General features: G+C 41.9%; 16 protein-coding genes. 3 read left to right on the top strand and 13 right to left on the bottom strand.

Annotated elements, in window-relative coordinates:
• From eboC to PP181_RS15740, 3 genes are read right to left on the bottom strand one after another with little or no spacing between them, the layout of a single operon-like run.
• Positions 1-900, bottom strand: coding sequence for a UbiA-like protein EboC (eboC, locus tag PP181_RS15750; protein ID WP_154918656.1), 900 nt, complete (start codon positions 898-900; stop codon positions 1-3).
• A gap of 1 nt (position 901) precedes the next feature.
• Positions 902-1,810: a TatD family hydrolase gene (locus PP181_RS15745; protein ID WP_154918655.1), complete on the bottom strand. Its 909-nt coding sequence runs from the start codon at positions 1,808-1,810 to the stop codon at positions 902-904.
• A gap of 6 nt (positions 1,811-1,816) precedes the next feature.
• The gene (locus PP181_RS15740; protein ID WP_154918654.1) at positions 1,817-2,665 is read right to left on the bottom strand and encodes an EboA domain-containing protein; all 849 of its coding nucleotides are present in this window, start codon (positions 2,663-2,665) and stop codon (positions 1,817-1,819) included.
• Between the two features lie 98 nt (positions 2,666-2,763).
• On the opposite strand from PP181_RS15740, the gene PP181_RS15735 reads away from it, so the two are divergent.
• Entirely contained in the window at positions 2,764-3,345 is a 582-nt protein-coding gene (locus PP181_RS15735) for a tRNA-(ms[2]io[6]A)-hydroxylase (RefSeq protein WP_154920212.1), read from the top strand.
• A gap of 13 nt (positions 3,346-3,358) precedes the next feature.
• Here PP181_RS15735 and ppk1 read toward each other — a convergent pair whose 3' ends face one another.
• The 8 genes from ppk1 to pyrR form a co-directional block, all read right to left on the bottom strand.
• On the bottom strand, positions 3,359-5,428 hold the full coding sequence (gene ppk1, locus PP181_RS15730) for a polyphosphate kinase 1 (protein WP_272637792.1): 2,070 nt from the start codon (positions 5,426-5,428) through the stop codon (positions 3,359-3,361).
• A complete protein-coding gene (locus PP181_RS15725; protein WP_154918652.1) occupies positions 5,428-5,913 on the bottom strand; it encodes a SixA phosphatase family protein in 486 nt (161 codons plus the stop codon). The genes ppk1 and PP181_RS15725 overlap by 1 nt, the downstream gene beginning before the upstream one ends.
• A gap of 10 nt (positions 5,914-5,923) precedes the next feature.
• Complete coding sequence (pdxH, locus tag PP181_RS15720) at positions 5,924-6,571, bottom strand: pyridoxamine 5'-phosphate oxidase (RefSeq protein ID WP_154918651.1); 648 nt, start codon at positions 6,569-6,571, stop codon at positions 5,924-5,926.
• A 102-nt stretch (positions 6,572-6,673) separates the two neighbouring features.
• Complete coding sequence (locus tag PP181_RS15715) at positions 6,674-7,174, bottom strand: hypothetical protein (protein ID WP_272637790.1); 501 nt, start codon at positions 7,172-7,174, stop codon at positions 6,674-6,676.
• 52 nt (positions 7,175-7,226) lie between these two features.
• Positions 7,227-8,135 carry a ribonuclease Z gene (locus tag PP181_RS15710; protein WP_272637789.1) on the bottom strand — a complete coding sequence of 303 codons (909 nt, stop codon included), beginning with the start codon at positions 8,133-8,135 and terminating at the stop codon, positions 7,227-7,229.
• Positions 8,132-8,464: a ribonuclease Z gene (locus tag PP181_RS15705; RefSeq protein WP_138259172.1), complete on the bottom strand. Its 333-nt coding sequence runs from the start codon at positions 8,462-8,464 to the stop codon at positions 8,132-8,134. Before PP181_RS15705 ends, PP181_RS15710 begins: the two co-directional genes overlap by 4 nt.
• Before the next feature lie 8 nt (positions 8,465-8,472).
• Entirely contained in the window at positions 8,473-9,399 is a 927-nt protein-coding gene (locus PP181_RS15700; RefSeq protein ID WP_272637788.1) for an aspartate carbamoyltransferase catalytic subunit, read from the bottom strand.
• Between the two features lie 5 nt (positions 9,400-9,404).
• Entirely contained in the window at positions 9,405-9,944 is a 540-nt protein-coding gene (pyrR, locus tag PP181_RS15695) for a bifunctional pyr operon transcriptional regulator/uracil phosphoribosyltransferase PyrR (RefSeq protein WP_138259174.1), read from the bottom strand.
• A 384-nt stretch (positions 9,945-10,328) separates the two neighbouring features.
• Here pyrR and PP181_RS15690 point away from each other — a divergent pair, with 384 nt between their 5' ends.
• The gene (locus PP181_RS15690; protein ID WP_272637787.1) at positions 10,329-12,848 is read left to right on the top strand and encodes a TonB-dependent receptor plug domain-containing protein; all 2,520 of its coding nucleotides are present in this window, start codon (positions 10,329-10,331) and stop codon (positions 12,846-12,848) included.
• A 105-nt stretch (positions 12,849-12,953) separates the two neighbouring features.
• On the opposite strand, the gene rpsA is transcribed toward PP181_RS15690, so the two are convergent.
• Positions 12,954-14,798 (bottom strand): 30S ribosomal protein S1, encoded by a 1,845-nt coding sequence (gene rpsA, locus PP181_RS15685; RefSeq protein ID WP_272637786.1) that lies wholly within the window; start codon positions 14,796-14,798, stop codon positions 12,954-12,956.
• Positions 14,799-15,064: 266 nt separating this feature from the next.
• Here rpsA and PP181_RS15680 point away from each other — a divergent pair, with 266 nt between their 5' ends.
• Positions 15,065-15,445, top strand: a complete 381-nt coding sequence (locus PP181_RS15680) for a LysM peptidoglycan-binding domain-containing protein (protein ID WP_272637785.1) — start codon at positions 15,065-15,067, stop codon at positions 15,443-15,445.
• A gap of 36 nt (positions 15,446-15,481) precedes the next feature.
• Here the strand turns inward: PP181_RS15680 and cmk are convergent, their stop codons facing one another.
• Positions 15,482-16,177, bottom strand: coding sequence for a (d)CMP kinase (gene cmk, locus PP181_RS15675; protein ID WP_272637784.1), 696 nt, complete (start codon positions 16,175-16,177; stop codon positions 15,482-15,484).
• Positions 16,178-16,206 lie beyond the last annotated feature (29 nt).

Below are 16,206 nucleotides of genomic sequence, written 5' to 3'. Positions count from 1 at the left end.
CTAGGTAACGGCAAAAATTCTTGAAAGTAACAAAGATAAAGGCAAAAGTAATAAAACCAGCAGTCCCACATACCAGTGGCTAAAACCGGCTACCCAACAGGCATCCATAACAATGAGGGACAAAACCCCGGCCATGACCGCCTTTTTAATATTCCTTGGGGAGTTTTCCCTGTAGGCTCTTAATAAAGGCCTAATCACCAAAAACCCAAATAGGACAATAAAAGGTAGGGAAATAAGTATTCTATCGGTATTCAAAGTAATGGTAATCGCAATAAAAGCCAATACCAACATATATAAAAAACCGGCGATCGCAATATGGTTTTTGTTATCGCCATGGACCTCGCCCCTACTGATCAGCGTGATGGCGAAAATATAGATCATGGGTACCACGGAAACCCACCATACCTCCAACTGTCCCAAGATGGACATCCCCAACAATAGGTTCAATCCCCTGCAAATTCCCATGACCAAGGGCCCAAAAAAGGAATGCTTTTTGGCCAAGGCATCGTAGACAAGGATTGAAAATATCAAAATACCTGCAATACTGCCACTTACCTGATGCACCGAAAATGCCAAGTAAAGCCCGATGAAAAATAAAAACACCCCCCATAAGGCAGCCTGGTTTTTAGGTATGAGTCCGCTGGGAATAGGCCTTTCCGGACGCTCAACGGCATCCAATTTGGCATCGAAGACATCGTTGAAAACCACACCTCCGGCGTACAAAAACACCGATGCAAAAACCAAGGAAAGAACAGCAGTCCCGTTCGCCGAAAAAAAATCAGGAATTGCTATACCGGAAGAAAAAAGTGCCAAACTTATACCGGCAAAGATATCCGCTGCCGCCGTAGGTAAATTGGCAGGCCTTGCCAGTCTGGCAAAACCCATGATTTTTTTCATCATTCTAAGAGATTTGTTCGGAATCTATCCGAGGTGTCTGCCCTCTTAAAACGCTGTTATCATTAAAAAGTTGTGATTGGTCGATGCCTTTTGGCTTTAACCAGTGTTCCTCCTTCATGCGTCCATTTTTGCTAAACGCATCCAATGCGTTTTGGTAACAGGTTTTCACTACATCTTCACGTGAAATCCCCCGTTTAAGCATTAAGGAAGCAGTTTTTGGCACGGCCAACGGATCACTTACACCCCAATCCGCGGAGCTGTCAACTATGATATTATCGCTACCAAACTTTCGAACCACCTCAACCATACGTTCGTTGCCCATTTTTGTCTTGGGATAAATGGTAAATGCGGCGATAAAACCCCTATCCAAAACCTCTTTTACGGTCTCCTCGTTATTATGGTCGATAATTACATTGGCGGGGTCCAAACCATGTTCCAGACATACTTCCATGCTCTTGATGGTGCCCGCTTTTTTATCCCTATGCGGTGTATGCACCTGTACGGTCATATCCAATTCCTTGGCCAGTTCCAATTGCATCCTAAAATATTTGTCCTCTGCGGGAGTTTGATCATCATACCCTATCTCTCCAATGGCGACCACATTCTCCTTATGCAAATACAACGGCAGAAGTTCCACCACCTGTTCCGCCAAGGCCTCATTATTGGCTTCTTTTGAATTTAGGCCAATGGTACAATAGTGCTTGATCCCAAACTGGCTGGCCCTGAAGGGTTCCCAGCCTACCAGGCTACTGAAATAGTCCTGAAAGGACCCGACCTGAGTTCTGGGTTGGCCCAACCAAAAAGAAGGTTCTATTATAGCTACCACGCCCGCTTGCTGCATGGCCTCATAGTCATCGGTCGTTCTGGATGACATGTGAACGTGTGGGTCGATTATCATCAATTTATCCTGCATATTTCTTTAATTCTTTAAGTTATTCCAAGTTAGTTTTCCTGCTGCTATCTGCTGTTTCAAGTCGGGTCTACGATTCAAAATTTCCATGGCTTCGGTAGTACCGGCATAATAACAGCACAAAGCCCCGGCCATATTCTCCAGGGCATCATCGGTCTCCATCAAATGTTCCATATCCTGAAGCAACACCGGATTCAAAAAGCCCGAAACCGGCCTCCAGAACATAGGGTCTATTTTTCGTGAAGCAGCCCAACGCTCGTGGGCATAATCCGATATGATCCTTGCCAAATCCACGTTGGCACGTTCCGCTACCGATGGTATTTTCGAGAGATCTCGTTCCATAAACGCAGCTTTTAGATACATCTGGTTCCACTGCTGGTCGTTGAAGTATTTGGCTGGATATGGATTGTTCAAGGTAATGGCATCAAAAATAACGGATATGTTCGTTCTCAAGGCTTCTACGGCCGTAAATAGGAACATTTCCGGGTTTGGCAATAGGTCCAGAAACTTTAAGAAGGTCTCCAATTCCGTTATATCGGCCACCTGGATGATGTTGGCCACCTTGGGCCCATAAAATTCGGTGTCGATTTCCAAAACCTTGATAAGCAGGTAAATTCTGGCTACCTCCAACAAGTTTGCATCTCGGGAGGTTAAAAATTCGAGTGTTCCTTCATCGGCATTTGCTACCTTGAATGTAGTGCTCTTGTCAAATTTTGAAGCCAAGAGGCTGTACGTCATGAACAGGTCCCGTACGGATTTATCCGATTCCAGTTTTTGGGTTTTTTCCGTCAGCCATTGCATTGAACCTGAATCCGCTTGGACTCCTAGCGCTTCCTTTATCCGTTCGCTTACCTGCATTGTACGTGTATTCTAATTTCTCTCCTCCCAAAAATAATTATTAAAACCCACAAAGCCTTATTTTTACATCGTAAACAAGGTAAATAAGCGTTAAAATGATGTTAGGTTTAAAATTACCCACCGATCCAAGATGGGTAAATATTGTGGAAAAGAATATCGATGAAATCTTGACGGACCATGCCTATTGCGAACAAAAGGCCGCCAGTACGGCCATCTCCCTGATTGTCTCATTTCCAGAATACACGGAATTGGTTGAGGAAATGGTGGCATTGTCCCGTGAGGAAATGGGGCATTTTAAAATGGTGCACGACCTGATTTTGGAACGAGGTCAAAAATTGGGCAGGGACCGAAAGGACGAATATGTGTTGGAACTGCTTAAATTTTTTCCCAAGGGCGGAAGCAGAACCACCCAATTGGTACACCGACTCTTATATGCGGCGTTAATTGAAGCCCGAAGCTGCGAGCGCTTTCGACTTTTATCCGAAGAACTTCCAGATAAAAAATTGGCCGATTTCTATCATAAACTCATGATCAGCGAAGCGGGTCATTATACCATGTTCCTAAAATTCGCCCGCAAATATGGGGACCGAAAAGAGGTGGATTCAAAATGGCAGGCCCTGTTGGAATACGAAGCGGATATCATGAAAAACCTAAGCAAAACAGAAAAGGTACATGGGTAAAGCTAGGTGGCCTTTACTTCTCCTTTAACTTCTTTACGTAGTAATCGTACGTTTCAAACTGCGAACGGTGTTTGGGCGTTTTGGCCTTTCTGTACGCGTTGTCCTGTTTCTCGGAGAAAACCCTTGCTTTTAGGTTATCGCGCCAGCAAATTTCAAAAGTATCCATCAGTTCCTGCTTGATATCCTCATCATAGATGGGGCAACCAACCTCAACCCTATAATCGAGGTTTCGGGTCATCCAATCCGCAGAGGAGATATAGACTTTTGGATTTCCGGCATTGGCGAACACGAACAGCCTGGTATGCTCCAAGAATTTATCGACAATACTGATGGCCTCAATGTTCTCGCTCATTCCCTTTACGCCGGGAACCAAACAACAGATTCCACGAACGATCAATTGGATCTTAACCCCTGCCCTACTTGCTTCGTACAGTTTATCCACCATCTCGTAGGAAGTGAAACTGTTCATCTTTATTTTGATGTAGGCCTCTTTTCCCACGATAGCATTGGCGATTTCCTGTTCAATAAGCCTATGAAATACCTTTTTTGTATAATGTGGCGAAACGATCAAATGCTTGTACTTATTTATCTTGTAGGTCGTTTCAAAGAAATCAAAGACCTTGTTCAACTCCTTAAGAATTGGTGCATGGGAGGTAAACAAGGTATAATCGGTATAAATACGCGCAGTGGACTCGTTAAAGTTTCCGGTACTGATAAATCCGTATCGTTTTAGACCTTCGTCCTCTTCGCGTTCTATCAGGCAGATCTTGCTATGGACTTTTAGTCCAGGAACCCCAAATATCAATTTTACACCTTCCGCCTGCAACTGCTCTGCATACTCAATATTTGCCTGCTCATCAAACCTAGCCTGCAACTCAATTTGTACCGTCACCTGTTTTCCGTTCTTTACGGCATTGATAAGCGACGCGGCCACCTGGGAGTTGTTCGCCAATCGGTATACCGTGATTTTAATGGTGCGCACTTTTGGGTCCAAGGCAGCTTCCCGCAGAAACTTAAGGATATAGGTAAAGGTATGGTATGGTGTGTATTGTAGGTAATCCTTATGGGTTAGACTTTCCAAAATACTCCCCTCAATGCTGAGTCCCTTTACGGGCAGTGCCTTTATTTTATCATACAGTAAATCGTTCCTGTCCAAACTTGGAAAACCCATATAATCCCTTTTGTTGTGGTACCTACCACCGGGAATCACACTATCCGTATCCTCAATTTGCATTTTCTCCTTCAGAAAGGCCAAGGTGTCCTTCGCGATACTTTTATCATAAACAAAACGTACAGGGTCGCTTATTTTTCTATGCTCCACACTGGAAGAAATCTTCTCTATAAAACTTTTGCTCAAGTCATTGTCCATATCCAGTTCCGCATCCCTTGTAATCTTGATCATGTGGGCGGAAATGGATTCATATTCGAACATGGTAAAAATATTGCCCAGGCAATACCTGATCAAATCGTCCAGGATTATGATGTAATTTTTATCGCCTTCCTTTGGCAGTACCACAAATCTGTCCACTCCTTTTGGAATCTCAATTAGCGCGAAGCGCTTTTCCTTTTTTCCGTTGTCCCCCTTGATTATCATTTTTACGGCCAAATAAGCGGCAGTATCCTTTAAAGTAGGAAAACGTGTAAGGTCGTTGAGGATGATGGTCATTAGCTGCGGACTCACATTCTGAAGAAAATACTCCTTTACAAATTCCTTCTGGTTTTTGTTCAAGGCGGTTTCCCGAATGATAAAAATGTTCTCCCGCTCCAACTCTTCCTCAATATGTTTTAGGATAACCAAACTTTTACTTTGCTGACGTATAACAATCTCTGTAATCTCTTCGAGTAGGTCCTTTGCCTTTTCACCTCCCAAAACACTTTTACCGGTCTTGCCCGCTTCCACGATTCTTTTCACAGTGGCATATCGTACCTTGAAGAATTCGTCCAAATTGTTCGAAAAAATCCCCAAGAAACGCAAACGCTCAATGAGCGGGACATTTTTATCCGCACTTTCCTGCAGTACGCGTTCATTGAACCATAACCAACTTATCTCTCTATTTACGTACTGATTGTTGAATTTCACCATTATTTTATGTGCTTAGGAAAAATCGTTTCTACTATTTTGCCCTGGGAAATGTTCGCCCAAGAATCTTGCTTGAACCGTATGTGGACATAACCACTTGTTGGAACGTTGTCAATATAGGAATCTCCAAGGGAATTTACCAAATGGGTAAAGGCATGATTATGTCCAAAAATCATGACCGTACCCAAAGAATCATCCATTTTTTTCACAAAATCAAGTACTTGGTTCCCTGAAAAATCATAAAGATCCATTGCAATTTGAAACTTGGTCATGGGAAATTTCAGGTTCCGCAAACATATCATGGCCGTATGCAAGGCTCTATTTGCGGGACTTGAAAATACGAAGTCCGGATTCAGATTCGCTTTTGAAAGGTTATTTCCCACCCTATGGGCATCCGTAATGCCCCTTTGTGACAAAGGCCTGTCCTGGTCGCCAACATCAAGGTCCCATGAAGATTTGCCATGGCGCATAAAAAGTAGATTCTTCATTCTTTATTGCTTAAGGTGCCAAGCGTTCCATTTTCCAATCCCAATCCTCTTGCAAGGTAAACCGGATCCTATCGTGTAACCGATTAGGTCTTCCCTGCCAAAATTCAATGGATATGGGCCTCACCAAATAGCCGCCCCAATGATCTGGTCGTGGCACTTCCTTATTTTTGTAGGTAGCCTCAAGTGTTTTAAGTTCCTGTTCCAGGACATCCCTAGAGGCGATAACACTGCTTTGGTTGGATACCAAGGCTCCCAATTGGCTTCCTTTAGGTCGGGATTCAAAGTATCCATCGGATAGATTCTCGGCAACCTTTTCCGCTTTTCCCTTTATGATAACCTGACGTTCCATATTGGGCCAAAAAAAAGATATACAAATGTTGGGATTCGCCGCGATGGCCTTACCCTTTTCACTGGTATAATTTGTGTAGAAAATAAAGCCCTCATGGTTGAACCGCTTCAACAAAACCACCCTGCTTTTGGGAAAGCCATCCAATCCAATGGTAGAAACGGTCATCGCGTTGGGTTCATCGACACCATCTGACTGCTCCACTTCATGGAACCATGTTTTAAAAAGCTGCATGGGATTATTGGATATACTATCCTCCATCAAGGCACTTTTCTCATACGATTTCCGATAATTCCCTAGGTCTTTCTGCATGCTAAAAACTAAAAAAATCAAGATACTCAAAGATCACTAAAAATAACAAGACCCCAAAAGCTTTAATCACCTTTGGGGTCTTATTAAACAATTAATTTTAACCTATTCCAACCTTTTAAAACTCATTTGGGTCTGTACTGGTGCATCGGCAGGATATGAAATATAATACAAGGTCAATGTTTCGTTCTTTATGGTAAACCGATTCCCATAAGCCTCTCCATTCAATAAGATGGTCTCGGGCTTCGGCTTAAATCCTTTTTCCCATGAAGTATTTTCAAAAACCCTTATAAATACACTATCATTGTTAACTTCAAAAGTTCCTTTATTTTCAGATTGCCCCATTAGTTCATTTGGGTTCTCATCCTTAAAACCATAGTAATTCACTTTATAGGTGTAGGTTCCATCCAACTCAAAGGTGTGCAAAGTCTCTACATCGAAATACCGATATTCCTCTCGTATACCGCCACTAGGTATTTCATCGAAACGGTTCCAAGTACCGATGATGGCACTACCTCGTAACTCAGCGTTTATTCCATCTTCTTTTTCACAAGAAATTGATAGAATAAGCACAAAAAATAAACCAGGTAAAAATGAATTTTTCATGATAAGCTTTACTTAAGGATATTCGAGCTGCCTAAAGGTTGCGTAGAAAGATTTAACCTATGTGGAAAGATTTACCATCATCTGCTAATTCAACTGGTTCGAATACCACAGATGCTTCCTTTCTAAATAACTCCAAGGAACTATATCGTGTTGAATAATGGCCCAATATCAATTTACCAACGGAAGCTTGTTTTGCTATTTCGGCGGCCTCTTTGGCCGTTGCGTGTTTTGTCTTTTTGGCCAAATGAACATCGGATTCCAAAAAAGTAGCCTCGTGGTACAAACAGTCCACCTCCTTTATCAGGGGAACAATACTAGGATTATAAGCCGTGTCGCTGCAAAAAGCATAGGAAGTCGGTTTAGGTGGATCGAAAGTCAATTCCCTGTTGGGAATGATTTCGCCTATTTCAGTAACAATATCCTTTCCCTTTTTGATATTATTGAAATATGCCTTGTCTATTTCATAATATCGAACGGCCTCAATGTTCAAGGTGCGTTCCCTCTCCTTTTCCCTGAATAAAAATCCATTGGTATAGACCCTGTGATTTAAGGGTATCGTTTGTACGGTTACTTTTGCATCCTCAAAAATAACCTCGCTATCCAAGGAGGTCAATTCATGAAAACGCAAGGGATAATTTGTCCAGGAATCACCCAATTTTAACAACATGGTAATAGCTTCCTTTATCCCTTTAGGGCCATAAATATGGAGTTCCTTTTCCCTTCCCAATAACCTAAAGGTGGAAACCAGGCCCGGTAGTCCAAAAAAATGATCGCCGTGTAGATGCGAAATAAAAATGTGGTTGATGCGGGAAAATTTGATTCCGTGTTTCCTAAGCTGGACTTGGGTACCTTCCCCACAGTCGATTAGAAACATATGATTTTTGACTTCCAGTACCTGGGAGGTTGGGTTGGTCAAAGTTCTGGGCGTGGCGGCATAACACCCTAGGATGGTCAACTTCAAAGCTCCAAATCCCTTTCAATTTCCTCCATTTCAATGATATCCTTTGCTTCCTGTAAGGTAGGTGCCACAATAATTTCATCGGGGACGTCGTCGTACGAAACCTTATCCGTAACGATTACAAAGGATTTGCCCGACTTGCGATGTCTATTGGAAATGTCCAAAAACTCCATGACATCCCCAGAGGTCAATGTATCAAACGAAAAAAGATTGATTATGAGGTTGTCATTTTTGACTTCCGAATATTTTTCATCCAAGTTTTTCAAAAAGATGGATAGTGATTTTTTTTCCTGATATATTAGGGTCGTAGTTCCGTCCTTATCAAAAATCATACTTACAATTATTTAATTTTTGAAGCTAACAAATAAATGACCGCCATGCGAACGGCCACACCATTTTCTACTTGATTGAGTATGATGGACTGTTTGGAATCTGCCACATCACTTGTTATTTCCACGCCCCGGTTGATGGGACCGGGGTGCATTATTACGATTTCCTTGTCCAAACTGTCCAGCAATTTCTTATTTACCCCAAATTGTTGGGTGTACTCCCTGGTTGTTGGGAAGTAGCTTATATCAAGTCGTTCGTTCTGTATACGCAACATATTGGCAACATCGCACCATTCCAAGGCCCTTCTTAAATCCATCTCTACCCCTACCCCTAAGGATTCTATATATTTGGGCATCAAAGTTTTTGGTCCGCATACCTTTACATTTGCGCCTTGCAGTTTTAGCGCAAAAATATTGGAAAGTGCTACCCTGGAATGCAAAATATCCCCAACGATGACCACGTTCTTTCCCGCAACATCGCCCAACTTTTCCCTAATGGAATAGGAGTCCAACAAGGCTTGGGTAGGATGTTCATGGGCTCCGTCCCCAGCATTTATTATGGAAGCCTTGACATGTTTGGCCAAAAAAATACCGGCCCCAGCATTGGGATGTCGCATGACCACCATATCCACTTTCATGGAGAGGATATTGTTTACGGTATCGATAAGTGTTTCGCCTTTTTTAACCGAAGACTGGCTTGCCGAAAAGTTCAGGACATCGGCGGAAAGTCTTTTTTCGGCCAATTCGAAGGAAAGCTTTGTACGGGTACTGTTTTCAAAAAAAATATTGGCGATGGTAATATCGCGCAAGGAAGGAACTTTTTTAATGGACCGATTGATTACTTCCTTAAAATGATCCGCAGTTTCAAAAATGAGCTGAATATCCGATTCTTTCAAATATTTGATTCCCAACAAGTGATTTACACTCAGTTCGCTCATTTGTACTATCTATTTATCAAATAAATTATGTCTTCCCCATCATTTTCCTCCCACATCACTTTTACCTTTTCGTTGTCTATGGCATCCACCTGTCTACCTCTGTAATTGGGCTGTATGGGCAGATGTCTGCTGAATCTTCTGTCAATCAGGGTCAACAGCTCAACTTCCTTGGGCCTTCCAAAGGATTGCAAGGCCGTTAAGGCTGCATTGATACTACGACCTGTGTACAGCACATCGTCAATTAGAACCACCTTTTTATCCTCTACCAAAAAATTGATTTTCGTCTTGGTCGCCTCCAAGGTTTTTTCCCCTCTTCTAAAGTCGTCCCTGTAAAAAGTGATATCCAAATAACCAAGGTCTATATGTTTAACCTTGTATTCTTCCAATAAAATTTTAGTAAGCCTTTGGGCTACATATATTCCTCTGGGCTGTATTCCGATTAACACGGTGTTTTTGAAATCCTCATGGTTTTCAAGCAGTTGACAGGCCAAACGGTGAAGGATAATATTGATTTCCTTTTTGGAAAGTAGGACTTTTTGACCCATAATTCGTCACACATGCTTTAAGCAAAGCAAAAATAGGGAATTAACTTCAAATAGATCGAGATCAATTTCTATTCGATTTTAGATAAAGGTGTTCGGATTAAGTAAGAAGAAACTTACTTATCAGAAAAAACAATAAAATTTAGTAGCGGTAAATCTAAATGTTCAATGAGGATTTTTGATTCTGTGTTGAGAATTAAAATTAAAAGTATTTACCGAAAAAATTGTTAAATAGGTAAAAATATTATCGATTAATTATTAATTTCCTACAAATCAACAGGTCTTACTGTAAAACTTAAAATACTAATAAAGATACCTTTAAAGAATACCTTTGGAAGGTATCGTATTTTAATAGTTTGAAGACAACGCACTTAAAAAAACAACGATATGAAAAAAATCCTTGCTTCCATCATTTTAGGCTTGGTCACAATTTTCATGGTGCTGTCATACTCCAAGATTTCCCAGGAATACGTATTGTTGGAAAAAGTAAAGACCAAGCTCATCGATTACCGGCAAAGACTCGCTCCTGAAAAAACCTACCTGCATACTGACAAGGACGTATACACCAATGGCGATACCATTTGGTTCAAGACCTATCTTGTGGATGGAATTACCCATGAGGTTTCCAATAAAAGCAAAGTTGTCTATGTCGATTTGGTAAATGACCGGGATAGTGTTGTGGCCCAGCGCAAGTTGTTCGTGAACGACAAGAGCGTTGCAGGGGATATTGAAATAGCCTATAAAATCCCACAAGGAACTTACACCCTACGTACATATACGAAATATATGCTCAATGATAAGGAACCTGTGATATACCAGAAGCAGATTCCCATAATCGTCCAAAAGTTGGAACAAGGCCCAAGTTTGGATAACCCTATGTCAAATAGAACCTTGGAAGGGTTTGGAGTCACTGCATCCAAATCAGTTTCAGGTATCCCCAAAATCAAATTCTATCCTGAAGGTGGCGATTTGGTCACAGAACTTCCAGGAACTATTGGTATCGAGGTTTTGGACGGTAACGGAAACGGTGTAGCCCTGAAAGGCGACATCATAAGTTCCGAAGATGAAATAGTAACAAGCTTTGAGTCCCATGAATTCGGTTTGGGAAGGGTTCGGTTCATCCCAAGGGAAGGCAGAAAATACCGCGCCAGTTTTACCGTGGATGGCAAGGAATATGCCTACCCTTTGCCTGAGTCGGTTTCCTCCGGGTATCTATTAAATCTCCAAAACAGGGAGGACCACATCTTGGTCCAAGTGGCCAGTAGTCCTGACCGTACTTTGGAAGGCACCCTATTGGTAGGACATCGGCGTGGAGATCTCATTTTCAAGAGAATCGGGGAGCCAGAGGACAAATCGTCCTATGCCACAAAGATTTTTACGAGTGAGTTGAAGGATGGCGTCTCGCACTTTACCTTGTTCGCTTCCAATGGGGAACCACTGGCGGAACGCTTGGTATTCATTGATCATCCTAACAACGATGCTGAGATTTCTTTCTCAGCTCCGGGCAAAGTTTATGGGAAAAGGGAAAAGGTGAATCTGGACGTGGTACTGACCGATGCAAATGGCAGCCCCTTAAAAGGGGATTTCTCCGTGGGGGTCGTTTCCAAAAATGGCATTGACCAAGGCCATGTCAACTCATTTAAAAGTTGGCTGCTTCTAAATTCTGACCTGGGGGGAAGGATAGGCGATTCCGACTTTTTCTTCGAAGACGGTTCCAAGCACCGTAAGTTTCTATTGGATGCCTTGATGCTCACCCATGGCTGGCGTAGGTTTGTCTGGAAAAATATGCTCTCCGACACTTTAGTCAAAATGCCGAAAATATCCCCGGAAAAAGGTATCATGGTACGTGGAAAGACCACTAAGTTTAAACTACCGAATAGGCCAAAGGAGACATCCGTTATCCTGAATTTATACGGAGTTGATCTAATCAATTCAAAGCAAAAAACCAATGAGCAAGGCAAATTTTCCTTCGGCCCCTTTTATTTTACCGATACCTTGGAAGCAACCGTGGAGGCCTATGATTCCCTTGCTAAATGGGATTCGAAAAAAAGTAATTTTTCCATTGCCCTAGATGAACAATGGCCAAGGATGGCCACAACGATAAAGGGGCAACAGGTCCAAAACACAATTCAAATATCAAAGGAATATGCCAAGGAAGAATACCAAAGAAAGGTTACGGACTATTTATACGATCCGGTAGGTGTGACCCAATTGGAAGAAGTAACGGTCACCGATAAGGACAAAAGGTTGACCAGACACGAAATGGCGACCAATTCGAATCCTACCGCTAGAATGACCACAGGGCCATTTTCAAGTCGGCTTTTCAGGGAAGATGTACTAGGGAACGAAGCAATGAGTGCTATGGATTTGTTGGCCAGAACACCAGGTGTAAGAGTTACTGGGACTTTTCCCAATCAAAGACTAGTAATATTTCAATCAATTGGAAATGGCGACCCATTAATTCTTGTAAATGGTGCTACGTCAACAGTAGATTTTCTCCAACAATTAAGGGCGATTGAAGTCGAATTTATAGACGTAGTTAAAGGTCCTGATCTAACTATCTTTGGTTCCAAAGGTGCGGGAGGAGTAATCGGCATTTACACGAACAAATCCTATGAAGAGCTAGTCGCGCAGGAACAATACCCTGGTGTAGTTTCGTTTAAAGTTCAAGGCTTTTACAAAACGAGGGAATTCTATACACCTGACTATTATGAAGAAGACCCAAAAAAACCTGATTATCGTACGACCCTGTATTGGAATCCGGATTTGGCCTTTAGCGATGCAGGGCTATCCCAAATCGATTTCTTTACAGGTGACAAAACCGGAATGTTCCAGGTAAGGGTGGAAGGCATCACAGAGGATGGAAGGCCCATGGCCGGTCTATTTGATATTGAAGTGGTCGATTAGGAATCAAAACACTTATATAGAATAAATTTGGCTAAAAAAGACGAAACAAAAAAACCTTGACCAAATGGTCAAGGTTTTTTTCCTGTTAACCTCTGAAGAAAATAGTTACTTCTTCTTTTTGGAATCTGCTTCCATTTTATCTTTTAACGCTTGTAGAGCATCATTGGCATCCCCTAATGTTGGTTTTGCCTCTTCTGACGCTGCAGACTGCCTTTGGGCCGCTGCTTTTACATTGCGTTGTTCCTCTTCCCTGAAGATAGCAGTGTGGCTAGCCACAACGCGTTTGAAGTCTTTATTGAACTCAATAATCTTGAATTCCGCCTCATCGCCTCGGCCTAGTTTTTTACCATCTTCCTTTTCAAGATGACGCTGTGGAACAAAGGCCGTAATATCCTCGTTAAAGTCTATGGTAGCTCCTTTATCCACTACATCGGTTATGGCAGCTTTGTGAACCGTACCAACAGCAAATTCCTCTTCGTACTTATCCCAAGGGTTTTCAGTGGTCTGCTTGTGACCCAAGCTTAACTTACGTCCCTCAACATCCAATTCCAACACCTCAACTTCCAAGGTATCACCAACATTGGTGAACTCCGAAGGATGTTTGATTTTCTTGGTCCAAGAAAGATCGGAAATATAGATAAGTCCGTCGATACCTTCTTCCAACTCAACAAAAACACCAAAGTTGGTGAAGTTACGAACGATACCTTTGTGTCTGGAACCTACAGGATACTTAGAAGTGATATCGGTCCATGGGTCTGGGGTCAACTGCTTGATGCCCAAAGACATCTTACGATCTTCCCTGTCCAAGGTCAATACGACCGCTTCTACCTCATCCCCTACTTTCACGAAATCCTGAGCGGAACGCAAGTGGGTGGACCAGGACATTTCAGAAACGTGGATCAAACCTTCAACACCTTCAACAACCTCAATAAAGGCACCGTAGTCTGCAATAACGACAACTTTACCTTTTACTTTATCACCTACCTTAATTTCATCGCTTAGTGCTTCCCAAGGATGTTTCTCCAATTGTTTAAGACCTAGTTGGATCCTGGATTTGTTTTCATCAAAATCAAGAATAACAACGTTCAATTTCTGATCAAGCTCAACAACCTCGTTCGGGTGGTTGATCCTGCTCCAGGAAAGGTCTGTAATATGAACAAGTCCGTCAACACCGCCAAGGTCGATAAAGACACCGTAGGAAGTAATGTTCTTGACAACACCTTCCAATACCTGTCCTTTCTCCAACTGGCTGATAATTTCTTTTTTCTGTTCTTCGATATCGGCTTCAATAAGCGCTTTATGCGAAACAACAACGTTCTTGAACTCGTGGTTGATCTTGACCACCTTGAACTCCATTGTTTTGTTCACGTATTGATCGTAGTCCCTGATAGGTTTCACGTCAATCTGAGAACCGGGCAAGAACGCCTCAATACCGAATACATCCACGATCATACCTCCTTTGGTTCTGCACTTCACATAACCGGATACGATTTCCTCCTTGTCATGAGCGGCATTCACCCTATCCCAAGCTTTTATAGTACGTGCTTTCCTGTGAGATAACACCAACTGTCCGCTTTTGTCCTCACGGATATCGATCAATACCTCTACCTTGTCACCTACCTTTAAGTTAGGATTGTAGCGAAATTCGTTCAAGGAGATAACACCTTCAGACTTAGCATTTATATCGATAATTGCCTCCCTATCGGTCAAATACACTACCGTTCCTTCCACTACTTCCTCATCGGCAGTATCCACGAAATTTTCGGCAACCAATTCTTCGAATTCCTTTAGCTTGGAATCGTCTACCCTTTCGATTCCTTGCTCGTACTTTTCCCAATTAAAATTTTCCAAAAATTCCTGTGGGTCCTGCTTTGGGGTCTCCTGTGCAGTTTCTTTTGTAGTAGCTTCCATAGTTTCTTCTACTTCAGCCGTTGTTTTTTCTTCAGCCATGTGCTGATATAAAATTTGTATTCCATAACCCAATCAAGATTTAAGCAATGATCATGAAAGTTATTATTGATCTTTTTTTTTGTCCCTTTTCCATCTTGATTCGCTTGCTAAAAAAGGAGTGCAAAACTACAACTAAATTCCTTAATACACAACATGTTGTAATCCTTACTATGCGCTGATTATAGTATTTTGTGAATTTGGAAAGGTTTTACACAATAATTAGTACCTTAACCGCATAAATATTAACCGTTAAATTGAAATTAATTATGAGCGTAAAGGCAAAGTATCAACCCGTTTTGGATCTAGGGGAACAACTTGGTATCAAAGATGGAAATGTGACCGTTGAGGGCGATGTCCTTAAGGTTAAGGGAATGGCGAAAACCCAATATGAGAAAAACATTATTTGGGATAAAATAAAGGAAATAGGTGGTGAAAGTCCGTCCGACATAAAAGCGAATATTACAGTAGAGGATGACTCCGTGTATCACAGGCATACCGTTAAAAGTGGAGAATCGCTTAGCAAAATCGCCAAGCACTACTATGGAGATCCTATGAAATACAAGCAAATTTTTGAGGCCAATACTGGCATTTTGAAGAATCCGGATCTAATCCATCCAGATCAGGTTTTGGTCATTCCAAAATTGTAAAATCAAAAAAAACCGTCAGTAAATCTGACGGTTTTTTTATTTATTTTTTTCAATGATCCTAAGCGCATGTTCATAAATGCGCTCAAATTGTTGTACCAATCCCATATCACTGTTATCGAATTCAATGGCACCTTCGGCCTTTTTTAAAGGGGAATTTTCCCTGTGCGAATCTATATAATCCCTTTTTTGAACATTTTCCAGGATATCCTCATATTTAACATCCTCGCCCCGATCCAGCAATTCCTTGTAACGCCTTACCGCCCTTTTTTCGGGGCTTGCGGTCATAAAGATTTTGAGTTCGGCATCGGGAAAAACAACGGTTCCAATATCCCTACCGTCCATGACCACACCCTTATCCTTGCCCATATTCTGCTGTAGGGCGACCAGTCTGGTCCTTACTTCCTTGATTTCGGCGATCTGACTCACATAATTGGAAACTTCCAATGTCCGAATTTGTCTTTCCACATTTTCACCATTCAAATACATTTCGGCAAAACCCAAATCCGGATTAAATACAAATTTCAACTCAATACTATCCAAATCCTTGGTAAGACCTGCTGTATCAATTTCACCATCTACTACAAAGCCATTATTCATAGCATATAGCGTTACCGCCCTGTACATGGCACCGGTATCCACATACACATACTCCAGCTTTTTGGCCAGTTGCTTTGCCAAGGTACTTTTACCCGTGGAGGAAAATCCGTCGATGGCTATGGTAATCTTATTCATTGAATGTTTTTATTGCCGATTCCATTTCC

Source organism: Maribacter sp. PR66 (assembly GCF_028464205.1).
GTDB classification, from domain to species: domain Bacteria; phylum Bacteroidota; class Bacteroidia; order Flavobacteriales; family Flavobacteriaceae; genus Maribacter; species Maribacter flavus.
This window is presented reverse-complemented; position numbering and strand designations above follow the sequence as displayed.

Excerpts from the sequence above, each read along its gene's own strand:
- PP181_RS15735 (WP_154920212.1), top strand. The coding sequence starts at position 2,764 with ATGTTAGGTTTAAAATTACCCACCGATCCAAGATGGGTAAATATTGTG.
- pyrR (WP_138259174.1), bottom strand. The coding sequence starts at position 9,944 with ATGGGTCAAAAAGTCCTACTTTCCAAAAAGGAAATCAATATTATCCTT.
- PP181_RS15690 (WP_272637787.1), top strand. The coding sequence starts at position 10,329 with ATGAAAAAAATCCTTGCTTCCATCATTTTAGGCTTGGTCACAATTTTC.
- pdxH (WP_154918651.1), bottom strand. The coding sequence starts at position 6,571 with ATGCAGAAAGACCTAGGGAATTATCGGAAATCGTATGAGAAAAGTGCC.
- PP181_RS15745 (WP_154918655.1), bottom strand. The coding sequence starts at position 1,810 with ATGCAGGATAAATTGATGATAATCGACCCACACGTTCACATGTCATCC.
- eboC (WP_154918656.1), bottom strand. The coding sequence starts at position 900 with ATGATGAAAAAAATCATGGGTTTTGCCAGACTGGCAAGGCCTGCCAAT.
- PP181_RS15680 (WP_272637785.1), top strand. The coding sequence starts at position 15,065 with ATGAGCGTAAAGGCAAAGTATCAACCCGTTTTGGATCTAGGGGAACAA.
- PP181_RS15700 (WP_272637788.1), bottom strand. The coding sequence starts at position 9,399 with ATGAGCGAACTGAGTGTAAATCACTTGTTGGGAATCAAATATTTGAAA.
- PP181_RS15715 (WP_272637790.1), bottom strand. The coding sequence starts at position 7,174 with ATGAAAAATTCATTTTTACCTGGTTTATTTTTTGTGCTTATTCTATCA.
- cmk (WP_272637784.1), bottom strand. The coding sequence starts at position 16,177 with ATGAATAAGATTACCATAGCCATCGACGGATTTTCCTCCACGGGTAAA.
- PP181_RS15725 (WP_154918652.1), bottom strand. The coding sequence starts at position 5,913 with ATGAAGAATCTACTTTTTATGCGCCATGGCAAATCTTCATGGGACCTT.
- rpsA (WP_272637786.1), bottom strand. The coding sequence starts at position 14,798 with ATGGCTGAAGAAAAAACAACGGCTGAAGTAGAAGAAACTATGGAAGCT.
- PP181_RS15705 (WP_138259172.1), bottom strand. The coding sequence starts at position 8,464 with ATGATTTTTGATAAGGACGGAACTACGACCCTAATATATCAGGAAAAA.
- PP181_RS15740 (WP_154918654.1), bottom strand. The coding sequence starts at position 2,665 with ATGCAGGTAAGCGAACGGATAAAGGAAGCGCTAGGAGTCCAAGCGGAT.
- ppk1 (WP_272637792.1), bottom strand. The coding sequence starts at position 5,428 with ATGGTGAAATTCAACAATCAGTACGTAAATAGAGAGATAAGTTGGTTA.